Origin of the sequence: Streptomyces sp. NPDC090083 (assembly GCF_044747445.1) — a bacterium.
GTDB lineage: Bacteria > Actinomycetota > Actinomycetes > Streptomycetales > Streptomycetaceae > Streptomyces.
In genome coordinates this window covers 170,807-190,857 of the sequence record NZ_JBIVED010000013.1, presented here as the reverse complement: position 1 = coordinate 190,857, position 20,051 = coordinate 170,807, and the positions used below count along the sequence as shown (strand labels likewise).

18 protein-coding genes are annotated in these 20,051 nt (G+C 71.5%); 10 read left to right on the top strand and 8 right to left on the bottom strand.

Annotation, left to right across the window (positions count from 1 at the left end):
• Nucleotides 1–368 precede the first annotated feature (368 nt).
• Complete coding sequence (locus ACIPTO_RS35590) at nt 369–1,505, top strand: sugar ABC transporter substrate-binding protein (protein WP_401198949.1); 1,137 nt, start codon at nt 369–371, stop codon at nt 1,503–1,505.
• Nucleotides 1,506–1,941: 436 nt separating this feature from the next.
• Nucleotides 1,942–3,243: an MFS transporter gene (locus tag ACIPTO_RS35585; protein ID WP_401198947.1), complete on the top strand. Its 1,302-nt coding sequence runs from the start codon at nt 1,942–1,944 to the stop codon at nt 3,241–3,243.
• A 77-nt stretch (nt 3,244–3,320) separates the two neighbouring features.
• Here the strand turns inward: ACIPTO_RS35585 and ACIPTO_RS35580 are convergent, their stop codons facing one another.
• On the bottom strand, nt 3,321–4,901 hold the full coding sequence (locus tag ACIPTO_RS35580) for an MFS transporter (protein ID WP_401198945.1): 1,581 nt from the start codon (nt 4,899–4,901) through the stop codon (nt 3,321–3,323).
• Nucleotides 4,902–5,210: 309 nt separating this feature from the next.
• Between ACIPTO_RS35580 and ACIPTO_RS35575 the strand changes: the two genes are divergently transcribed.
• From ACIPTO_RS35575 to ACIPTO_RS35565, 3 genes are all read left to right on the top strand, one after another.
• Nucleotides 5,211–5,999 (top strand): peptidoglycan-binding protein, encoded by a 789-nt coding sequence (locus ACIPTO_RS35575; protein ID WP_401198943.1) that lies wholly within the window; start codon nt 5,211–5,213, stop codon nt 5,997–5,999.
• Complete coding sequence (locus ACIPTO_RS35570) at nt 5,996–6,874, top strand: DUF2690 domain-containing protein (protein ID WP_401198941.1); 879 nt, start codon at nt 5,996–5,998, stop codon at nt 6,872–6,874. The genes ACIPTO_RS35575 and ACIPTO_RS35570 overlap by 4 nt, the downstream gene beginning before the upstream one ends.
• A 229-nt stretch (nt 6,875–7,103) precedes the next feature.
• Complete coding sequence (locus tag ACIPTO_RS35565) at nt 7,104–8,696, top strand: peptidoglycan-binding protein (RefSeq protein ID WP_366320364.1); 1,593 nt, start codon at nt 7,104–7,106, stop codon at nt 8,694–8,696.
• 91 nt (nt 8,697–8,787) lie between these two features.
• Here the strand turns inward: ACIPTO_RS35565 and ACIPTO_RS35560 are convergent, their stop codons facing one another.
• Nucleotides 8,788–9,744 carry a DUF4232 domain-containing protein gene (locus ACIPTO_RS35560; RefSeq protein WP_401198939.1) on the bottom strand — a complete coding sequence of 319 codons (957 nt, stop codon included), beginning with the start codon at nt 9,742–9,744 and terminating at the stop codon, nt 8,788–8,790.
• A gap of 180 nt (nt 9,745–9,924) precedes the next feature.
• On the opposite strand from ACIPTO_RS35560, the gene ACIPTO_RS35555 reads away from it, so the two are divergent.
• Both ACIPTO_RS35555 and ACIPTO_RS35550 read left to right on the top strand, forming a co-directional pair.
• Nucleotides 9,925–10,533, top strand: a complete 609-nt coding sequence (locus ACIPTO_RS35555; protein ID WP_401198937.1) for a flavin reductase family protein — start codon at nt 9,925–9,927, stop codon at nt 10,531–10,533.
• Nucleotides 10,534–10,620: 87 nt separating this feature from the next.
• Nucleotides 10,621–11,259: a TetR/AcrR family transcriptional regulator gene (locus ACIPTO_RS35550; RefSeq protein WP_401198935.1), complete on the top strand. Its 639-nt coding sequence runs from the start codon at nt 10,621–10,623 to the stop codon at nt 11,257–11,259.
• Between the two features lie 67 nt (nt 11,260–11,326).
• Here ACIPTO_RS35550 and ACIPTO_RS35545 read toward each other — a convergent pair whose 3' ends face one another.
• The gene (locus ACIPTO_RS35545) at nt 11,327–12,964 is read right to left on the bottom strand and encodes an MFS transporter (protein ID WP_401198933.1); all 1,638 of its coding nucleotides are present in this window, start codon (nt 12,962–12,964) and stop codon (nt 11,327–11,329) included.
• A gap of 302 nt (nt 12,965–13,266) precedes the next feature.
• The gene (locus tag ACIPTO_RS35540) at nt 13,267–13,722 is read right to left on the bottom strand and encodes a transcriptional regulator, SarA/Rot family (RefSeq protein ID WP_366320374.1); all 456 of its coding nucleotides are present in this window, start codon (nt 13,720–13,722) and stop codon (nt 13,267–13,269) included.
• A gap of 213 nt (nt 13,723–13,935) precedes the next feature.
• Between ACIPTO_RS35540 and ACIPTO_RS35535 the strand changes: the two genes are divergently transcribed.
• Complete coding sequence (locus ACIPTO_RS35535) at nt 13,936–14,904, top strand: alpha/beta hydrolase (protein WP_401198931.1); 969 nt, start codon at nt 13,936–13,938, stop codon at nt 14,902–14,904.
• A 28-nt stretch (nt 14,905–14,932) separates the two neighbouring features.
• Here the strand turns inward: ACIPTO_RS35535 and ACIPTO_RS35530 are convergent, their stop codons facing one another.
• A complete protein-coding gene (locus ACIPTO_RS35530; RefSeq protein ID WP_401198929.1) occupies nt 14,933–15,310 on the bottom strand; it encodes a MarR family winged helix-turn-helix transcriptional regulator in 378 nt (125 codons plus the stop codon).
• An 87-nt stretch (nt 15,311–15,397) separates the two neighbouring features.
• Between ACIPTO_RS35530 and ACIPTO_RS35525 the strand changes: the two genes are divergently transcribed.
• Nucleotides 15,398–16,879 (top strand): MFS transporter, encoded by a 1,482-nt coding sequence (locus tag ACIPTO_RS35525; protein WP_401198927.1) that lies wholly within the window; start codon nt 15,398–15,400, stop codon nt 16,877–16,879.
• Between the two features lie 100 nt (nt 16,880–16,979).
• A complete protein-coding gene (locus ACIPTO_RS35520; RefSeq protein ID WP_401198925.1) occupies nt 16,980–17,267 on the top strand; it encodes a DUF6332 family protein in 288 nt (95 codons plus the stop codon).
• On the opposite strand, the gene ACIPTO_RS35515 is transcribed toward ACIPTO_RS35520, so the two are convergent.
• The 3 genes from ACIPTO_RS35515 to ACIPTO_RS35505 all read right to left on the bottom strand — a co-directional run bounded on the left by ACIPTO_RS35515 (nt 17,228) and on the right by ACIPTO_RS35505 (nt 19,961).
• The gene (locus ACIPTO_RS35515; RefSeq protein ID WP_366320384.1) at nt 17,228–17,893 is read right to left on the bottom strand and encodes a response regulator transcription factor; all 666 of its coding nucleotides are present in this window, start codon (nt 17,891–17,893) and stop codon (nt 17,228–17,230) included. The two genes, ACIPTO_RS35520 and ACIPTO_RS35515, sit on opposite strands and share 40 nt — an antisense overlap.
• Nucleotides 17,890–19,098 (bottom strand): sensor histidine kinase, encoded by a 1,209-nt coding sequence (locus ACIPTO_RS35510; RefSeq protein WP_401198923.1) that lies wholly within the window; start codon nt 19,096–19,098, stop codon nt 17,890–17,892. The genes ACIPTO_RS35515 and ACIPTO_RS35510 overlap by 4 nt, the downstream gene beginning before the upstream one ends.
• A 170-nt stretch (nt 19,099–19,268) precedes the next feature.
• Nucleotides 19,269–19,961: a TetR/AcrR family transcriptional regulator gene (locus tag ACIPTO_RS35505; protein WP_401198921.1), complete on the bottom strand. Its 693-nt coding sequence runs from the start codon at nt 19,959–19,961 to the stop codon at nt 19,269–19,271.
• Nucleotides 19,962–20,051 lie beyond the last annotated feature (90 nt).

The window sequence follows — 20,051 nt, the reverse complement described above, 5'->3', positions numbered from 1 at the left end:
CGCGGAACGGACAGAAGCGGCGGATTCCTCCGCGACTCCCCGCCGTCCTCAACACCCGCCGCGACACTCAGGGTTACGACATCAGCCGGAACTCCGCGCCCCCGCCCGAGCACCGCCACCACCCCGCTCGCGAACGGCCCGCGCCCCTCCTCCGCGGAGCCCACCAGCACCTTCCCCACGGAAGTCCCGCACACCTTCTCCATCAACGGCCGCCCGAACACCTCCCACCCCGAACCCGCCACAACCTCTCTCCGTGAGCACCACACCCTCCACATCGAGGAAGTGCGACGGTGACGTTCACCCACAGATCCCGCACAGCCGAACCCCCTCCCCCCTCTCCCCCCCCGCACACTCGAAAGGCGCCCGCCTTGAGCGCTCCTGTCCTTTGTGGAATCCCCGTACGTCGTCTCGCGACAGCCCTGACCGCCTCCGCGTCCGCGCTGGCGCTCACCGCGTGCGGCGTCGTCGACGGAGTAGGCGGAAGCGACAGCTCCGCGTCTCCGGAGAAGGGCGACGACATCACGGTGGGTCTGCTCCTGCCCGACAAGGACACCGCACGCTTCGAGAGCTTCGACCACCCCGTCATCGAGAAGGAGGTCGCCGCCCTCACCCACGGCAAGGGCAAGGTCGTCTACACCAACGCCGAGGCGAGCCAGGACAAGCAGAGCCGCCAGTTCCAGCAGATGGTGGACCGGAAGGTCGACGTCATCCTCGTGGACGCGCTGGACGCGAAGGCCATCGCGCCGGACGTACAGAAGGCGAAGGACGCCGGCATCCCCGTCATCGCCTACGACCGCCTCGCACAAGGTCCGATCACCGCGTACATCTCGCACGACAACGAACTCGTCGGCGAGATCCAGGCCCGCGCGATCATCACGGCACTCGGCAGCAAGGCGCCGTCCAGCAAGATCGTCATGATGAACGGTGACCCCTCCGACACGAACTACGCGAAGTTCAAGGAGGGCGCCCTCGGTGAATTCAAGGACACGGTCCGGATAGCCAAGCAGTACGACACCGCCAAGTGGTCACCCGCGGTCGCCGAGGCCAATATGAAGGACGCGATCAAGACCATCGGCCTCAGCAACATCGCCGCTGTCTACGCGGCCAACGACGGTCTCGCGGGCGCCGTCGTCAAGGCCCTGAAGGACGCGGGCGCCACGAAGATCCCACCGGTGACCGGCCAGGACGCGAACCTGGACGCGGTGCAGCGGATCGTCTCCGGCGATCAGTACATGACCGCGTACAAGCCGTTCATCGAGGAGGCGACCCGTGCCGCGGACATGGCCGTCTACAAGGTCCAGGGCCACGACATCCAGTTCGACGCGCTGACCCGTGACACGGTCGACAGCCCCACGGAGCGGAAGATCCCCACGATGCTGGTCCCGGTCGTCGCCCTCACCAAGGACAACATCAAGGACACGGTGATCACGGACGGCGTCTACTCCGTCGCGGACATCTGCACCCCGAAGTACGCGACGGCTTGCGCGACGATCGGTCTGAAGTAGGGGACGGCCGCCCCCAGCGGAGGTTCCGGGGGGAACGACTGCTGGGGGCGGCCGACCAGGGCCCTGCGGCCGGGGGCGCGGCCGACCCGCAGGGGCACAGCGGACGGGGTCTGCGGCTCCCGGGGGCGAGGCGATGGCGGTTGCGGTTGCGGTTGCGGTAAAGCCGCAGTGACCTGAGACCTCCTGGCGGTCAGCGGAACATCGGGCCGAAATGCCGCGCGCCACGGAGGCAGCCTCGGTTTCAGCGTCGGTACCGGCCACGGCTTCGGCCTCGGCCCTCAGCGTCGGCAGCGGCCTCACCCCCTTGCACCCCGGCACCCCGACACCCCGACACCCCGACACCCCGGCACCAGCCCACCCCGCCCGACGCCCCCGCGCAGCCCACCCCACCCCCAGCGCCCTTGTCCCCGTCCTCCCACCCGCCTAGCCTGGGTTTGTGCCGCAGATAAACAAACCCCGAACGCACAACGTCGTGCCGGGCGCCCTCACCGACCTCACCCGCCTCCGGATCACCCTGACCGCGTTCTTCGCCCTCGACGGCTTCATCTTCGCCGGCTGGGTCGTCCGCATCCCCGCCATCAAGGAACAGACCGGCGCCTCCGCCAGCACCCTCGGCCTCGCCCTGCTCGGCGTGTCCGCGGGCGCCGTGATCACCATGATGCTCACCGGCCGCCTCTGCCACCGCTACGGCAACCACCAAGTCACCGTGGTCTGCGCCGTGTTGCTCTCCCTGAGCGTCTCCCTTCCCCCGCTCACCCACTCCGCGCTCACCCTCGGCCTCGTCCTCCTGGTCTTCGGCGCGGCCTACGGCGGGATCAACGTCGCCTTCAACAGCGCCGCGGTCGACCTCGTCAGGGCCATGCGGCGGCCCATCATGCCCAGCTTCCACGCCGCGTTCAGCCTGGGCGGCATGGTCGGCGCCGGGCTCGGCGGACTGGTCGCGGGCGCTTTCACCCCGACCCAGCACCTGTTCGGCCTCACCCTGATCGGCCTGCTCGTCACCGCGCTGGTCGGCCGCAGCCTGCTGCGCCAGAAGCCCCCGGCGTTTCCCGACGACGTAGCGAAGGACTCACCAGAAGGCTCACCGGAGGATTCACCGAAGGCCTCGCCGACCGCCTCACCGGAGCAAGCCCCCGGGCAATCGCCCAACACCTCGCCCACACCAGCACCCTCACCCCGCCGCCTGAACCCCCGCACCCGAGGCCTCGTCTTCACCTTCGGCCTGATCGCCCTCTGCACCGCCTTCGGCGAAGGCGCCCTCGCCGACTGGAGCGCTCTGCACCTGGAGCAGGACCTCGACGCCACCGCGGGCGCCGCGGCCATCGGCTACTCCTGCTTCGCGCTGGCCATGACCGTCGGCCGGCTCTCCGGCACCCGGCTCCTCGAACGCCTCGGCCGTACCCGCACCCTCGTGTCCGGCGGCACGACCGCCGCCGTCGGCATGCTGCTCGGCGCCCTCGCGCCCGCCCTGTGGCTCGCCGTCCTCGGCTTCGTGATCACCGGGCTCGGCCTCGCCAACCTGTTCCCCGTCGCCGTCGAACGCGCCGGCACCCTCGCGGGCCCCGACGGCGTCGCCATCGCCTCCACCCTCGGCTACGGCGGCATGCTCCTGGGCCCGCCCGCCATCGGTTTCATGGCCGACTGGTACTCCCTCCCCGCCGCCCTCACCAGCGTGGCCGTACTGGCCGCCGTCGCGGCCGGCATCGGCTTCCTCACCCGGCGCGCGGCGGAGGGCTGATTGCACGTCACCTGGCGCGGTGAACAGGCCAACGAGCCCGCCGCGCAAGGCTGAACGGCCTCCGCGGGACACCACCGTCAGCCCGCCTCCGCGGGAACCGCCGCCTCCCCGCTCTTCTCGGTCAGGTCGAGACTGCTGCGCAGACTGACCGGCTTCAGCAGGATCGCGGCGATCACCGCGAGGACGGCCGCGGCGGCGGAGAGCAGGAAGATCCGCGCGGTGGCATCGCCGTACGCGACACGGATGATCTGCTGTACGGCGGCGGGCTGTGCGGAGACGTCGGTGGTGGCGCCCGTGGTCCGCAGTCCGGCCGAGGCGAGTCCGTGCGCGATCTGGTCCTGGACGCGCCGGGCGAGCACGGCGCCGAGGACGGAGACACCGATCGTGCCGCCGAGCGAGCGGAAGAACGACACCGTCGAGCTGGCCGCCCCGATGTCCTTCAACGGCACGGTGTTCTGCACGACGAGGACCAGGTTCTGCAGCGTCATGCCGACACCCATCCCGACACACAGCATCGCCACGCCGAGCAGCACCATGGACGTCCTGGAGTCGATCGTGCCGAGGACGACGAACCCGACGGTCAGCAGGACGGCTCCGGTGATGATGAACGGCTTGATCTTCCCGGTCCTGCTGATCAGCCGGCCCGCGACCGTCGAGGCGACGAGGATGCCCGCCATCATCGGAATCGTCAGCAGTCCCGCCTCGGTCGGACTGTGCCCCCGGCTGAGCTGGAAGTACTGGCTGAGGAACACGGCGGCCCCGAACATGGCCGTACCGACGGCCAGGCTCCCGACGATCGCGAGCGCGGTGGTCCGCTGTCTCACGATGCCCAGCGGTACGACGGGTTCGGCGGCCCGCGACTCCACCCGCACGGCCGCGCCGATCAGCAGCAGCCCGCCGGCCACCATGGCCGCGCTCTGCCACGAGACCCAGCCGAAGGAGTTGTCGACGAACGACACCCACACCAGCAGCACGCTGACCCCGGAGGCGATGAGGGTCGCCCCGAGGTAGTCGATGGTGACGTTCTCACGCCGGAGGACGGGCAGGTTCAGCGTCCGCTGCAGCAGGAACAGGGCTACGGCGGCGATCGGCACGCCGATGAAGAAGCACCATCGCCAGCCCAGCCACGAGGTGTCGACGACGACCCCGCCGAGGAGGGGCCCGCCGATGGTCGACATGGCGGTGACGCTGCTCAAGTAGCCGCTGTACCGGCCGCGTTCGCGGGGCGGGATCATCGCCGCGAGGGTGATCTGGACGAGGGCCTGCACGCCTCCCACCCCGACGCCCTGCAGCGCTCGCGCGGCTATCAGCTCCCCTGCGGTGCGGCTCGCCCCGGACGCCACGGCACCCAGCACGAAGACCCCGATGGAGATCTGCACGAGGGTCCGCTTGCTGAACAGGTCGGCGAGCTTGCCCCAGATCGGCGTCGTCGCCGTGGTCGTGAGCAGCGTGGCGGTGACGACCCACGTGTACTGGGTCTGCGACCCGTGCACCGCCCCGATGATCTTCGGGAGCGCGCTGGAGACGACCGTACTGCTGAGCGTGGAGACGAACAGCGCGAGCAGCAGCCCGCTGAGCGCCTTCAGCACCTTCCGACGATCGGCGGCCGAAGCCCCGGCCGTATCCGACCCGTTCACGCCATTCGCTGCCGTGCTCATACGACGGTCTCCAAGCCACGCGCTCGCTATACGCCGCGTATAGCGAAGTCGGCTCACCATACATGGCGTATGGCGACGGGAGACAGAGCCGATACGGAGCGATATGCCTGGCCCGTCGAGCTCACCCGGCCCGCCTGGTCCGCCCGACCCCCGTGCGGCGGGGACCTCGTCCGTGTCGCTGGTCAACGCCTGGGCAACACCTGGTAGTTGGGGCCGGATCGGCCCGGGTCGCGACGGTCCGAGCCGTTATGCTTCGCGCCGGAAGAGGGCGCAGTCTTCAAAGGGGGCGGGATGGCGCGGTGGCGTGCCTTGCCTGCGGGGATCGACCCGGCGGTGGCCGCACTGGTGGCGCACCTGCGTAAGGCCAAGGACTTCAGCGGGTTGCCGATCAAGCGACTGGCCTCGGCGACCGGGTACAGCGCCTCGTCGTGGGAGCGCTATCTGAGCGGTCGCGCGCTGCCGCCGCCCGCGGCCGTGCGGTCCCTGGCGGAGGTGGTGGGCGCCGATCCGGTGCGGCTCCTCGCACTGCTGGACGCGGCGGTGAGCGCTCGACGGTCGGGACCCGCCGAACCGGAGTCGCCCGCCGGGCCGTCGACCCCGCCGCCGGAGCCCGCGGCGCCCGAGCCCGTGGCAGCGGGAGCGAGCGGCGACCGTCCGGACTCCCGCGTGGGCGGGCACCGTCACCACCTCACCGGATGGCGGCAGTTGGGCCTGCTCGGCTGCGGCATGGTCATGGGAGCGGTGACGGTTCTGGTGCTCGTACAGCCCACCCAGGTCGCCGCCGCCCACGGCGTCAGCGGTACGGCGCCGGTCGCGGTCCCCACGCAGACGGCCTTCACCTGCGCGTACACCCGGCGGGACGGGCGCTGGTACGCCGGGAACAGCACGACGCGCGCACAGCAGCTGGCCGTCGACATGTCCGGACCGGCCGTCGCCGAACTGCAGTGTCTGCTCCAGCGGGCCGGCATCACCCCCGGTGGCATCGACGGGAACTTCGGGCCCCTGACCGAGTCCGCGGTGATCCAGGCGCAGAAGAGGTTCCACCTGGACGTGGACGGACAGGTGGGGCCGTCGACCTGGGCCGCCCTGCGCGGATGAGCGGGGCCCGCCCGGAATTCGCCCTGCTGGCCGCCGAGTTGCGGGCCCTTCGGGAGCGCACCGGGCTGTCCATCACGGAGCTGGCCGGCAAGTCCGCGTACAGCAGGTCCTCCTGGCACCGCTACCTCGGCGGTACCGTGCTGCCGCCGTGGCTCGCCGTACGCTCCCTGTGCCGGCTGGCCGACGAGCCCACGGCCCGGATACGGACGCTGTGGGAGCTGGCCGAGGCCACCACCAGCGGACGCGGCGCGGTGCGGGAAGCGCCGGTGGCGGTGGTGCCGATCGAGTCAACTGTGGCTGCGGACACGGCCGTTGCTCCCGAGCGGCGCCTCGCGGCGCCGGAATCCGGTGCCGGCCCGCGTCGATCCGAGCGCGGCCGGTGGAGTGTGCGGGCGTGGGCGGTCGCCTGCGTACTGGCACTGTGCGTGGCCCTCGCCCTGACGTCGGTCTGGCGGCGGGGCGGGACGCCGGAAGCCGTCCCGTCGGGAACGCCCACGCCCGGCGTGTCCGTCTTCCACGTCGGCTGTGTGGGCGGCGCCTGTACCGGCCACGATCCGGGCGTGACCCTGTGCGGGGTGGAACCGCAGACGCTGCTGCACCGGCTGACCCCGAGCGGTGCCGGACTCGAGGTCCGTTACAACCCGCTGTGCCGGGCCGTCTGGGCGCGGGTCTGGAACACGCGCCTCGGCGACAGGCTCACGCTGGCCGAGCCCGGGCAGCCCACGCAGAGCGTCACGGTGCACACCACCCACCAGCTGAACGCGTTCGTCTACACCCCGCTGCTCGGTCTCCGCGCCGGCAGCGCGCGCCTGACCGCGTGCCTGGCGCGGTCCGCGCACGCCCCGGCCACCTGCTACCGCGTCACCGCGCACTGAGGAACCGTCCCGCCCAACCGTCACATCACCGTGCGTCCCCGCAGGTCAGCGCCGGTGTCGTCCCGTCATCCCACCAGATCCCCGCCCGTTGTGGACACGGGCGGGACCGGAGCCCAAAGATCACCTGCAGCGCTGCTCACGACTCGCACCGCGCAAGGACTCGAACGCCGCGTCGCCCAGCGGCCCCGCCCCGCTCACCGCATTCGGACGTCAAGGATTGGAACGTGTCATGGACCTGTTTGACAATGGCCGTCAGCTGTCTCGCCGCAGACTCCTGACTCTCGCCGGCAGCGCCGCGGTGGCCACCGCGACCGGCATCGGATTCGCCCGGTCGGCATCGGCCGCCACCACCGCGGCCACGACGACCAGTTACGGGATCGACTACTCCGACGCGTCGCTCACCGCCGGTTCGGTCGCCTCGGCGGGCTACGGCTTCGCGTGCCGTTACCTCAGCTGGCTGCCGAACCCGAAGGTCCTCACCCTGTCCGAGGCGCAGGCGCTGACCGCCGCGAATCTGGGCATCGTCTCCAACTGGGAGTCCGACGGACTGCAGGACTGGCAGAGCGGCGTCCCCGCGGACCCGTACTCCCAGGGGGCCGGGCACGCCACCGAGGCGCAGCGGCAGGCGCTGGCGAACGGGATGCCGTCGACGCGGCCGATCTACTTCAGCGTCGACTTCGACCTCCAGTCCTCGATGTACTCCGCGCTCAACTCCTACTTCGACGGCGTCGCCTCGGTGATCGGCCGGTCCAGGACCGGTGCGTACGGCGGCTATCACGTGATCAAGGAGCTCTTCGACAACGGGAAGATCACCTGGGGCTGGCAGACGTACGCGTGGTCCGGCGGAAGCTGGGACAGCCGCGCGCAGTTGCGGCAGGTCCAGAACGGCATCTCGGTCGCCGGTCACGACGCGGACCTCGACCAGGCGATGGCCGCCGACTACGGGCAGTGGGGCGGCGAGGGCGGCGGCGGTACCGGCGTCATCCTGCCGTCCTGGCCGAACATCACCGACGGCATGTCGGGACCGAACGTGCAGGCGGCGCAGTATCTGCTGCGGTACCACGGCGCCTCGATCACCGCCGACGGCCAGTTCGGGGCGGACACCCTCGCCGCGACGAAGAGCTTCCAGTCCGCCAAGGGCCTCGGTGTGGACGGCCAGATCGGCCCGCAGACCTGGTCGGCACTGGTCGTCCAGGTGCAGTCGGGCTCCAGCGGCGACGCGGTCCGGGCGGCCCAGGTGGAGCTGAACCGGTTCGGCTACAACCTCACCGTCGACGGCAACTTCGGCTCCGGCACCGACACCGCGGCCCGCGCCTTCCAGTCCGCGCACGGCCTGGGCGTCGACGGTCAAGTCGGCCCGCAGACCTGGCAGATGCTCGTCGGCACCGGGAGCGGCGCCTCGGGCGGCAGCACGGTCGCACCGCCCTGGCCGAACGTCATCGAGGGCGACACCGGGAACAACGTACTGGCCGCGCAGTACCTGCTGCGCTACCACGGCGCCTCGATCAGCGCGGACGGCCAGTTCGGGTCCGGCACCCTCGCCGCGGCCAAGAGCTTCCAGTCCGCGCACGGCCTCGGTGTGGACGGCGAGATCGGCCCGCAGACCTGGTCCGCGCTCATCGTCCAGGTGCAGACGGGCTCCAGCGGCGACGCCGTCCGCGCCGCCCAGGTGGAGCTGAACAAGTTCGGCTACGGCCTCACCGTCGACGGCGACTTCGGCTCCGGCACCAACAGCGCGGCCCGCGCCTTCCAGTCCGCGCACAGCCTCGGTGTGGACGGCCAAGTGGGGCCGCTGACCTGGCAGATGCTCGTCGGCAGCTGACCGCCGGGCCCTGCGGTGGCGGGCGGGTGCGGGGCGGGACGACCACGGCGGTCGCCGTCGTCCCGCACGTGCCCGCCACGGCGGGGTCGGTTCAGTCCTTCGCGGGCCGCCAGGCGGTGACCCCGAGCTTCCCGGTGGTCCCGAGGTCCAGGTTCGGGGTCACGATCACCGGAGGGGCACCGGCCTTCGCCCGCACCCGTACATGGGGCACGTTCACCGCTGTGCCGAAGTCGGTGGTGTTGCGCCAGGTCAGGGTGGCGAGCGCCGACTCGCCGGGCTTGAGCGTGACGGGACCGGCCGGCTCGTCGTCCGCGTCGCCGAAGGTGATCCCACCGCCGCCGTCGAGGATCTTGATGCCGTCGACGTGCTGGAGGTCGTCGTCGAGGAGTTCCAGCACGGGGTACCCGTCGACGGAGTAGTCGCGCGTGCCGCAGTTGTCGAGATGCAGGCCGACGACCCGCAGCCCCATGGCCGCGTCGCCCCGGTCCGCGCTGACCCGGATCCCCGAGGCGGGGCACGTGCCCGGTGCGGCCGGTGCCTCGCCCGAGGGGACCTTGGTCACCTCCAGCACCTTGGCGCCCGTCACCCTCGGTGTGCCGGGCGGGAGCACACCGGCCCGGACCGTGCCCCGGACGGTCCTGCCGGGACCGACGGCGCGGACGGTCACGGTCTGGTTGCCCATGGCCCCGCCGTCGGCGCTCGTGAAGGTGATGACGATCGTGTACGTCAGGGTCGCGGTGCCCTTGTTGGTGACTTCGTAGGCGGCGACGATCCCCGAGTCCCCGGGGAGGCTGTCGGCGGAGACGGAGTAGCTGCGGGTGGGCGAGGGTGAAGGCGACGGCACTGTGAGCGAGGTGACCCGTACGCCGTCCTTGCCCGGGTCGTCGATCTGCGTGCGGGCCGCTGCCCCGGCCGCGCCCGCCCCGGTGCCGCCGGCACCGCCGTGCTCCGTGCCGCAGGCCGTGAGCAGCAGGGCGGTCGCGGCGAGAACCGACAGGAGGGGCACGGTGCGGCCGGGGGCCGGGCGGGGTGGGGCGGGTCTGCGCATCCGGTCATCCGATCAGCGCGCCTACTTCGCGCATGTGACGGAGGCCATAATTCCGGTCACAGGGTTGTCACAAGTTCGGCGTGTGCAGGGGCAGTTGGGGGTTTCCGGGGCGCCGGCTCCCCCGCCGCGGCCTCACCACCACCGGCCCGGTGTCCCCTGGGCGTCTGATATATCGCTGCTATGCGCACTGAATTCAACCCGGCCCGGATGGATCCGTCCGCGGTCTACCGGCTGCTCACCGCGACGGTCGTCCCCCGGCCCATCGCCTGGGTGTCCACGGTCTCCGCCGACGGCGTCGACAATCTCGCTCCCCATTCCTTCTTCACGGTGTCGTCGGCCAGGCCGCCGATCGTGCAGTTCACCTCGGTCGGCCGCAAGGACTCCCTGCGCAATGTCGAGGCGACCGGGCAGTTCGTGGTCAACCTCGCCCCGGAGCCGCTCATCGACGCGGTGAACAGGACCGCCACGGACTTCCCGGCGGGCGTGAGCGAGTTCGACGCGGTGGGGGTGGAACGCGAGGCCTCGGTCCAGGTGAAGCCGTCCCGCGTCGCCGGTTCCCCCGTGGCGCTGGAGTGCGAACTGCACAGCACGCTCCGGCTGGGTCAGGACACCGTGGTCTTCGGCCGGGTGGTGCATCTCGCGATCGACGAGCACGTCCTCGTCGACGGCCACCCGGAGATCGACCGGCTGCGCCCGCTGGCCCGTCTCGGCAAGGACGAGTGGAGCACCGTGGGGGACGTCGTCGACCTGCGCCGCATCCGGTACGCCGACTGGCCCCCGTCGAGCTGAGAGGTTCCCCGGACCCTGAGCCGTGCTCGGCCCCGCCGGCCCGGCGCCCGCGATCACGGAGCGCTGTCCATGCAAGACACTGGTCGGATGGAGCCGACGCCCCGGAGGAACCTCCGCGAAGAACAGAAGAACCTGACCCATCGCCGCCTGCTCGACGCGGCCGTCACGGTGCTCACCGAGAAGCCGTTCCTGGACGCGCGGATGGAGGACATCGCCCGGGCGGCGGGGGTGACACGGGCCACGGTCTACGCCCATTTCCCCGGCAAGGCCGAGATCGTCGACGCGCTGGTGGCGCGGGTGTACGGCGTGATGGGCGAGGCCTACGCGGAACTGGCCGCGCTGCCGCGCTGGACCCGGGTCGGCATCCGCGCCTGGCTGGACGAGGCGGCGGCCGACTGGCGCGCGATGGCACCGGTACGCCGGGTCGCCAACGCGGCGGCCCCGGCGGCGCTGCGGAGTCTCGGCGAGGGCCGGGTGCAGTACGTCGAGGCTCACGAACGCTATGTCGCGATGCTGGTCGGCCCCCCGGAGCGGTGGCGGGGCGTCGACCCGGCGGAGGCCCGCCAGCGCGCGCTGATGGCCGTGCTGCAGACGGAGTCGTTCTTCGCCGCGTGGATCGCCGTCGAGTGGCCGTTGGAGACCGACGATCCGCTGCGGCTGCTGGCGGACTCGCTGTGCCATCTGCTCGCCCCGGCGGTGGAGAACGACAGCACGGGAGGGGCGTAGCGCCGGGACGGTCGGCCTCCGGAGTCACGGCCGGAGGCCGACCGTCCCTCGGAACGGCGGGTGTCGGTCAGCCGGTCTCGCCGAGCGCGGTCGCTCCGGCGGCGGGGTGGGTCGCCGCCGTGGCCTCCGGTTCGCCGTGGGGTGCGCGGGCGCGGACGCCGATGGTGGTGATCGCGACGGCCGCGGCGACCAGCATGCCGATGCCGCCGACGAGGGCGCAGGTGTGCAGCGCGTCGGTGAAGCTCGCTCCGTAGGCGGCGAGGGCCCGGCCGGTCGCCTCGCCGGAGTCGAGGTGCAGGAAGGCGCCCGCCTGGATGCCCGCGCCGTTGACCATGCCGATGACCTGGCCCTGGTCGGCGGGGTCGAGGCCGGACGCGGCGACATGGGCGGGCAGGGCGTCCAGGGTGCGGTGGGTGAGGATGACACCGAAGATCGCGGGGCCGAGGGCGCTGCCGATCTGCCGGAGCGCGCTGTTGGCGGCGCCCCCGGTGCTGGCCAGACGGCGCGGCAGGCTGTTCATGGCGATGGCGGTGATCGGGGCGACGGCCAGCGCGATGCCGATGCCGAACACCGCGATGACCAGGGCCGCTTCGCCGGTTCCGGTGCCGGCGTCGAAGAGGTTGACCAGGAGCGCGCCGGTGCCGCCGACGAGCAGGCCGGTCACCAGCACGAGGCCGGGCGAGAAGCGGTGCATCAGCCGGCCGACCAGCGGGCCGAGGACGACGGTGAAGCCGTTGAGCGCGAGCAGCCGCACTCCGATGTCCCAGGTCGAGGCGTGGTGGACGAGCCCGAAGTACTCGCTGAGCGAGAAGACCAGACCGACCTGCGCGAAGAGTGTGAGCGCCATGACGAGCGCCGCGCCGGAGAACGCCGATGACGTGAACAGCCGCATGTCCAGCATCGGGCAGGGCGAGCGCAGTTCGACCAGGACGAAGACCGGCAGGGCGAGCGCCGCCACGACGAACGCGGTCACGACCTCGGCGGAACCCCAGCCCGGTGCGCCCCCGCCCTCGATCACGCCGTAGACGACGGCGGTGATCGCGACGACGGCGAGGAGCTGGCCGGGGATGTCGAGGTGGCGTTCGCGGTCCGCGCGGGAGTCGGTCAGGACGACGGACCCGACGAGGACCGTGACGGCGCCGATGGCCAGGGTGGGCAGGAAGATCCAGCGCCAGCCGGTGTGCTCGACGATCAGGCCGTTGAAGAGCGGGCCGAGCGTCAGACCGAGGCCGAGGGCGGCGGTCCACAGGGCTATCGCCGTGCCGCGCGCGCGGTGGTCGGGGCAGACATGGCTGATCAGCGCGAGGGTCGCGGGCAGCAGCGCGGCGGTGCCCACGCCGGTGAGCGCCTGGCCGACGCAGACCTGGACGACGCCGTGCGCGGTCAGGGCGACGAGGCAGCCGAGACAGGACAGGGTCAGACCGATCAGGTACATCTTCTTGCGGCCGAAGAGGTCACCGATGACACCGCAGGTCAGGAGGAGTGCGGCGGTCGGCAGGATGAAGGCGTCGGTGATCCACTGGAGCCCGGTGGTGGACGCGTCGAGCGCCTGCTGGATCACCGGGAGCGCGACCGACACTCCGACGACCGGCAGATAGGAGACGAAGACTCCCACGCAGGCCAGGGCGATGGTGGCGGTGACGTTCCGGGCCGGGGCGTCCGGCTGGGGGGACGGAGGCGGTACTTCGGGAACCAGGGTCGGCATGGCACCTCTCAACGTCGTTGTACGGGCGGCGGGTTGACCGGGTGTGCGGTGCGCGAGGCGTTCCGTGCGCGGCTACGCCGGGGATGACGGTGCCGACTCCGTCGGTCGCGTTCCGTGGTCCGGAAGGTGACGTGGTCGTTCGGCTTGAATCTCCGTTGACGTAAGCCATGTCCGTGCGGGAAATCGCTTCGGACCGTATACGGGGACCCGGTCCCGGAGATGCCGTCGGGCCTGCAAACTAAGCTGAACCGCCGCGACGACACATCGCCCGGCGGAGCGGGGACGCGCGGGTGGCGGGTGGTTCAGCCGGCGCTGACGTTGGCGGTGATCAGCCGGAGGAGCTGCTTGGCCAGGGCGTCCTGAGCGGGCGTCAGGCCCATGGCGTCGCCGATGGCGAGGGGTACGGAGCCGGCCCGCTCGCGCAGCCGCTCGCCGGCGTCGGTGAGTCGGATGGCGACCGACCGCTCGTCGTCCCGCCGCCGCTCCCGGCGCAGCAGTCCGCTCGCCTCCAGCCGCTTCAGCAGCGGCGAGAGGGTGCTGGACTCCAGTTGCAGCGCGGTGCCCAGGTCCCGCACGGAGATCGAGTCCTGCTCCCAGAGCACGAGCATGACGAGGTACTGCGGATAGGTCAGCCCCAGGGCGTCCAGCAGTGGCCGGTACCGCGCGGTCACCGCACGCGAGGCCGCGTACAGCGCGAAGCACAACTGGTCGTCGAGCAGCAGCGATCCCTCGGCCGGTCCCTCGGCGGCTGGGCTCATGGCGCGACTCCTCGCTCGGGCAGGCGGCTTCTTCGACGTCCACGGCGCCCGACGGGGCGATCCAGGCCACTTTACCGTTCAGGTCCAGCCGATCCTATCGAGCACGCTTTAGTTGTGCACGACTTAATCGAGCGCTACTGTAATCCCCGTGCCGCACACCGGCCCGGTCCCCGCCGGAATCCCGCCCGCGGCACCCGATCCGAGGAGATCGCCATGACCGACAACACCCCCCGCCGCCCGGTTCTCGAACCCGCCGCCCAGGCCTTCGTCGAGGCGACCGCGAACCCGCCCTACCTCTTCGACCTCGCCCCCGCCGAGGGCCGCAAGGCCGTCGACGAGGTCCAGTCCGGCGAGATCGCCAAGCCCGCCGTCGACGAGGAGTGGATCACCGTCCCCGGCGGCCCGACCGGCCAGGTCAGGACCCGCATCGTCCGCCCCGCCGGAGTCACCGGCACCCTGCCCGTGATCATCTACATCCACGGCGCGGGCTGGGTCTTCGGCAACGCCCACACCCACGACCGCCTCGTCCGCGAACTCGCCGTCGGCGCGCACGCCGCGGTGGTCTTCCCGGAGTACGACCTCTCCCCCGAGGTCCGCTACCCGGTCGCCATCGAGCAGAACTACACGGTCGCCCGCTGGGTCGTGGAACAGGGCGCGTCCAAGGACCTGGACCCGGCGCGCATCGCGGTGGCCGGCGACTCGGTGGGCGGCAACATGACCGCGGCACTGACGCTGATGGCCAAGGAGCGGGGCGATGTCCCCCTGGTCCAGCAGGTGTTGTTCTACCCCGTCACCGACGCGAACTTCGACACCGGCTCCTACGACCAGTTCGCCACCGGCTACTTCCTGCGCCGTGACGGCATGCAGTGGTTCTGGGACCAGTACACGACCGACGAGGCCGAGCGGGCCCAGGTCACCGCGTCCCCGCTGCGCGCCACGACCGAGCAACTCACCGGCCTGCCCCCGGCGTTGGTCATCACCGGTGAGGCGGACGTGCTGCGCGACGAGGGCGAGGCGTACGCCGACAAGCTGCGCGAGGCGGGGGTCGCGGTCACGGCCGTCCGCTTCCAGGGGATCATCCACGACTTCGTGATGCTCAACGCCCTGCGCGAGACCCACGCCGCCGAGGCCGCGATCACCCTGGCCGTCGGCACCCTGCGCACGGCACTCGCCGCCAACTGACCCACCAGCGACCGGACCTGACGAGCACTCAGCCGGTCAGCATCTTCGTCAGCACCGCACGCTGCACCGGGAGTACCTCGCCGTGCAGCGTGCGGCCTTTTTCGGTGAGGGTGACACGGACGCCCCGACGGTCCTCCGCGCACATGCCGCGCTCGACGAGACCGTCCTTCTCCAGCCGGGCGATCAGCCGGGACAGGGCGCTCTGACTGAGGTGGACCCGCTCGGAGATCTCCTGGACGCGGAACGCGCAGGGCTCGGCGGACAGCACGTCCAGCACCTCGAAGTCGCTGCCGCACAGGCCGTGTTGATGGAGGGCACGGTCGAGTTCGCACTGCGTGCGGGCGTGCAGCGCCAGCATCTCCCGCCACTGGTCCACGAGCGCCTGCTCGGCCTTCTTCGCCGCCATGACAGCGCACCGTAGCAGAGAACCGGGTTTGTTGCATCGTAATTAAATGCGTTTGCATTCGATGCATGCGCATGTAGTGTCTGCGGCATGACCTCTCCGCTCTCCCCTCCGCTGTCCGAGGGACGTTGGACCCCCCGGCTGTGGGGCACCCTGCTGGTGCTCTGCGCCGCGATGTTCCTGGACGCGCTCGACGTGTCGATGGTCGGTGTCGCCCTGCCCTCCATCGGCTCCGAACTCGACCTCTCCACCTCGACGCTCCAATGGATCGTCAGCGGCTACATCCTGGGATACGGCGGGCTGCTCCTCCTCGGCGGACGCACCGCCGACCTGCTCGGCCGCCGCCAAGTCTTCCTGGTCGCCCTGGGTGTCTTCGCCGTGGCCTCGCTGCTCGGCGGGCTCGTCGACTCGGGCCCGCTGCTCATCGCCAGCCGCTTCGTCAAGGGCCTCAGCGCGGCCTTCACCGCACCGGCCGGCCTGTCCATCATCACGACGACCTTCGCCGAGGGCCCGCTGCGCAACCGCGCCCTCTCCATCTACACCACCTGCGCGGCCACCGGTTTCTCGATGGGCCTGGTCCTCTCCGGCCTGCTCACGGAGGCGAGTTGGCGGCTCACCATGCTGCTCCCCGCGCCCATCGCCCTGCTCGCCCTGCTCGCCGGCCTGAAGCTGCTGCCGCGCAGCGAACGCGAGAAGGACCACAACGGCTACGACGTCCCGGGCGCGGTGCTCGGCACGGGGGCGATGCTGCTGCTGGTGTTCACCGTCGTGCAGGCACCGGAGGTCGGCTGGGCGTCGGCCCGTACCCTCCTCTCCTTCCTGGCGGTCGCCGTCCTGCTGACCGTCTTCGTGTTCGTCGAGCGGCGCTCCGCGGGGCCGTTGATCCGGCTCGGGGTGCTGCGGTCCGGGAACCAGATCCGGGCCCAGCTCGGGGCGATGGCCCTCTTCGGGTCGTACGTCGGCTTCCAGTTCCTGGTCACCCTCTACATGCAGCAGCTGCTCGGCTGGTCGGCGTTGCACACGGCGCTCGCCTTCCTGCCGGCCGGTGCGCTGGTGGCGGCGTCCTCGACGAAGATGGGGGCGATCGTCGACCGGTTCGGCACCCAGCGGCTGATCGTGGTGGGCTTCGCGCTGATGGTGGTGGGGTACGCCCTGTTCCTGCGCGTCAGCGTCGATCCGGTGTACGCGTCGGTGATCCTGCCCTCGATGCTGCTGATCGGCGGGGCCTTCGCGCTGGTCTTCCCCTCGCTCAACATCCAGGCCACGAACGGGGTCGACGACCACGAACAGGGCATGGTCTCCGGGCTGTTGAACACCTCGGTGCAGGTGGGCGGCGCGATCTTCCTCGCGGTCGTCACGGCCGTGGTCACCGCCCACGCCCCGGCGCACGCCACCCCGCAGGCGGTACTGGACAGTTACCGTCCCGGGCTGGTCGTGGTGACGATCGTCGCGCTGGCCGGACTGCTGGTCTCCCTGCCCGGGCTGCGTGTGCGCCGCTCCCAGCAGTCCATCGTCGTGGCCAAGTCCACGGTGACGGCGGCGGAGACGGAACGCGTGGCGGTCCGCGACTAGGGGCTCCGCCAGGCAGCGTGTGCCGTTCGCGCCGCATCCCTGAGTGCGCGCCCGGCGGGGTCGATCGCCCCGCCGGGCGCGCGCGTGTGAGACTTGCGGGATGACCACATACGGGGGACGGCGCACTCAGGCCGAGCGGGACGCGGTGACCGTGGAGATCGGGTACGCGCTGGTCAGCGCGGCGTTCGTGGCGGCGGTGCTGTTCGGGGCCGTCGCCGGGCCCGCGCTCCTCTTCGAACTGCCCAAGTCCGTAGGGGGGTTGCTGATGCGCGCGGGACTCGTGCTCGCTCCGGTCGTGTTCCTCGTACGGGTGGCGACCGTGCTGTACCGCTGTCGGCCGGGGACCGGTCAGCCCAGCCAGCCGGGGCGCACCAACCCCGACTCGTAGGCCAGCACGACCAGTTGGGCCCTGTCCCGCGCGCCGAGTTTGACCATCGTGCGGCTGACGTGGGTCTTCGCGGTGAGCGGGCTGACGACCAGCCGGCGGGCGATCTCCTCGTTCGAGAGGCCGATGCCGACGAGGGCCATCACCTCCCGTTCCCGCTCGGTGAGCCGGGTGAGGGCGTCGGCGGTCGCGGGTTCCTTGGAGCGGGCCGCGAACTCGGCGATGAGCCGTCGGGTCACCCCGGGCGACAGCAGCGCGTCGCCGTCGACCACCGCCCTTACGGCGCGCAGGAGTTCGTCCGGCTCGGTGTCCTTCACCAGGAAGCCGGACGCGCCGGAGCGGATCGCCTCGAAGACGTACTCGTCGAGTTCGAAGGTCGTCAGCATGACCACCCTCACGTCCTTCAGTTCACCGTCCCCGGTGATCCGGCGGGTCGCGGCGAGGCCGTCGAGCAGGGGCATGCGGATGTCCATCAGGACGACGTCGGGGCGCAGTTCGCCCACCGCGCGGACGGCCTCCTCGCCGTCGGCGGCCTCACCGGCCACCTCGATGTCGGACTGGGCGTCGAGCAGCGCCCTGAACCCGGCCCGCACCAGGGACTGGTCGTCGGCGAGCAGTACACGGATCACCGGTGGTCCTCCTTCGGCGCGACCTTCAACGGCAGGACGGCGAGCACCCGGTAGCCGCCGTCCGGGCGGGGACCCGCCTCGATCGTGCCACCGAGCGCGGCGGCGCGTTCCCGCATCCCGGCCAGCCCATTGCCGCTGCCGCCGGCGTCCGCGCCGGTAGCGGGTCCGTCGTCGTCGACGCGCAGCCGCAGCTCGCGGGGATCGTGCTCGACGTGCACGCGCGCGTGCCGTGAGCCCGAGTGCCGAACGACATTGGTGAGTGCCTCCTGGACGACGCGGAAGGCGGCGAGGTCGGTGCCGGGCGGGAGACGGGGCGGGGTGCCGTCCAGTTCGACGGTGAGGCCGGCGCTCGCCGCCTGCTGGACGAGTTCGGGGAGCCGGTCGAGGCCGGGGGCCGGGGCGCGCGGGGCGTCGCCCGGGGCGCGCAGGGTGTCGAGGACCTGGCGGACCTCGCCGAGCGCCTCCTTGCTGGCGGCCTTGATGGTGGTCAGGGCCGTGCGGGCCTGTTCCGGGTCGGAGTCGAGGAGGGCGAGGCCGACGCCCGCCTGGACGTTGATGACGGAGATGCTGTGCGCGAGGACGTCGTGGAGTTCGCGGGCCATCCTCAGCCGTTCCTCGTCGGCGCGGCGGCGGGCCGCCTGGGCGCGCTCGGCACGGTCGCGGGCCCACTGGTCGCGCCGGGTGCGGGCGAGTTCGGAGATCGCGGCGATGGCCACCACCCAGGTGGCGACGGCCAGTTCACCGCCCCAGGGCATCGCGTGGTCGTGCCGCGGCGGCAGCCATCGGTACAGCCAGTGCGAGATCAGGAGGTGTGCCGTCCACAGCATTCCGAGCGCGGCCCAGGCGGCCCATCGCCGTCCGGCGACGACCGCGCTGAAACATCCGAGGGCGACGGTCAGGAAGACCGGGCCGTACGCGTATCCGGCGCCGATGTAGAGCACGGTGGCGACCACCGTGCCGAACGCCACCCCCACGGGGTAGCGGTGCCGCCACAGCAACAGTGCCGACCCGGCGAGGAGCAGCAGGCGCCCGATGAGGTCGAGGTGGACGCGGTCGGGCTGGCTGTGCGAGGCGAAGTTGCTGCCGCCCAGCACCACCACGGTCACCAGCAGCGTCGACCGCCAGGGCCACCGCGCCGAGTCCCCCCACGGGGGCCCGTGCCGCCACCACGGCGACCCCGTACCGCCGACCCGCTCCTCGTCCATGCACGTCACGCTAGACGCCAACCCGCAGCGACGACGTCAGCCGGGCGGCGTGATCACGCGTACTCCCTGGGAAGTACGTCCACTGCAGCGCCCCTGGAAGAGGCGCGGGGAACTGCGCGACCGGCCCCCACCGGCGCGGACACGGAAGATCCACGCACCCTCCAGAGCCCTCACACCTCCGCCAGCCCCACCCCCACCGCAAGCCGTCTCGCCGCCTCCCGGAAGAACACGTCCCGCTCCTCCACCACCCGCCGGAACTGACCGAACAGCTCAAAGCTGACCAGCCCATAGAGCTCGGCCCACGCGCCCACAAGAGCCACGGCCACCGCAGGCGGCAGATCATCCGCGAAGTCCGCGACCATCCGCTCGCCCTCGACACGAAGACCGGCGGCGAGCGGAGGCTCGGTCAGGCTGCCCTCCCGGTGCGCATCCCGCGCGGCCCCGATCAGGAGCAGAGCGACCCGCGCGGCGGACGCCACGGTCGTCTCGGGAGCGACATATCCCGGAACGGGCGATCCGTAGATCAGCGCGTACTCGTGCGGATGCCCGAGCGCCCACCGCCGCACCGCCTCGCACACCGCGACCCACCGCCGCAACGGCCCCGCGTCCACGACATCGGCATGCGCCACCTCCGCGGCCTCCCCGAGGGAGTCGTACGCGTCGATGATGAGAGCGGTCAGCAGGTCGTCACGGCTGGGGAAATACCGGTACAGCGCGGAGGACACCATGCCCAGTTCGCGCGCCACGGCACGCAACGAGAGCTTCGAGGCCCCTTCGGCGGCGAGCTGTCTGCGCGCCTCGTCCTTGATGGCCGCGGTGACCTCGATCCTGGCTCGGGCGCGGGCGCCTTGTGTGGTGCTCATACGGCCCAGTGTGGCACGGAATCAGAGCACCGCACACAAACAAGAGCGGCGAACAAAAAAGAGAGCACCGCTCTTGCATCGGAACGCCGT

Coding starts and splice junctions, on each gene's coding strand:
- ACIPTO_RS35580 (WP_401198945.1), bottom strand. CDS start 4,901: ATGAGCACGGCAGCGAATGGCGTGAACGGGTCGGATACGGCCGGGGCT.
- ACIPTO_RS35570 (WP_401198941.1), top strand. CDS start 5,996: ATGAGCGGGGCCCGCCCGGAATTCGCCCTGCTGGCCGCCGAGTTGCGG.
- ACIPTO_RS35565 (WP_366320364.1), top strand. CDS start 7,104: ATGGACCTGTTTGACAATGGCCGTCAGCTGTCTCGCCGCAGACTCCTG.
- ACIPTO_RS35560 (WP_401198939.1), bottom strand. CDS start 9,744: ATGCGCAGACCCGCCCCACCCCGCCCGGCCCCCGGCCGCACCGTGCCC.
- ACIPTO_RS35555 (WP_401198937.1), top strand. CDS start 9,925: ATGCGCACTGAATTCAACCCGGCCCGGATGGATCCGTCCGCGGTCTAC.
- ACIPTO_RS35550 (WP_401198935.1), top strand. CDS start 10,621: ATGGAGCCGACGCCCCGGAGGAACCTCCGCGAAGAACAGAAGAACCTG.
- ACIPTO_RS35545 (WP_401198933.1), bottom strand. CDS start 12,964: ATGCCGACCCTGGTTCCCGAAGTACCGCCTCCGTCCCCCCAGCCGGAC.
- ACIPTO_RS35540 (WP_366320374.1), bottom strand. CDS start 13,722: ATGAGCCCAGCCGCCGAGGGACCGGCCGAGGGATCGCTGCTGCTCGAC.
- ACIPTO_RS35535 (WP_401198931.1), top strand. CDS start 13,936: ATGACCGACAACACCCCCCGCCGCCCGGTTCTCGAACCCGCCGCCCAG.
- ACIPTO_RS35530 (WP_401198929.1), bottom strand. CDS start 15,310: ATGGCGGCGAAGAAGGCCGAGCAGGCGCTCGTGGACCAGTGGCGGGAG.
- ACIPTO_RS35525 (WP_401198927.1), top strand. CDS start 15,398: ATGACCTCTCCGCTCTCCCCTCCGCTGTCCGAGGGACGTTGGACCCCC.
- ACIPTO_RS35520 (WP_401198925.1), top strand. CDS start 16,980: ATGACCACATACGGGGGACGGCGCACTCAGGCCGAGCGGGACGCGGTG.
- ACIPTO_RS35510 (WP_401198923.1), bottom strand. CDS start 19,098: ATGGACGAGGAGCGGGTCGGCGGTACGGGGTCGCCGTGGTGGCGGCAC.
- ACIPTO_RS35505 (WP_401198921.1), bottom strand. CDS start 19,961: ATGAGCACCACACAAGGCGCCCGCGCCCGAGCCAGGATCGAGGTCACC.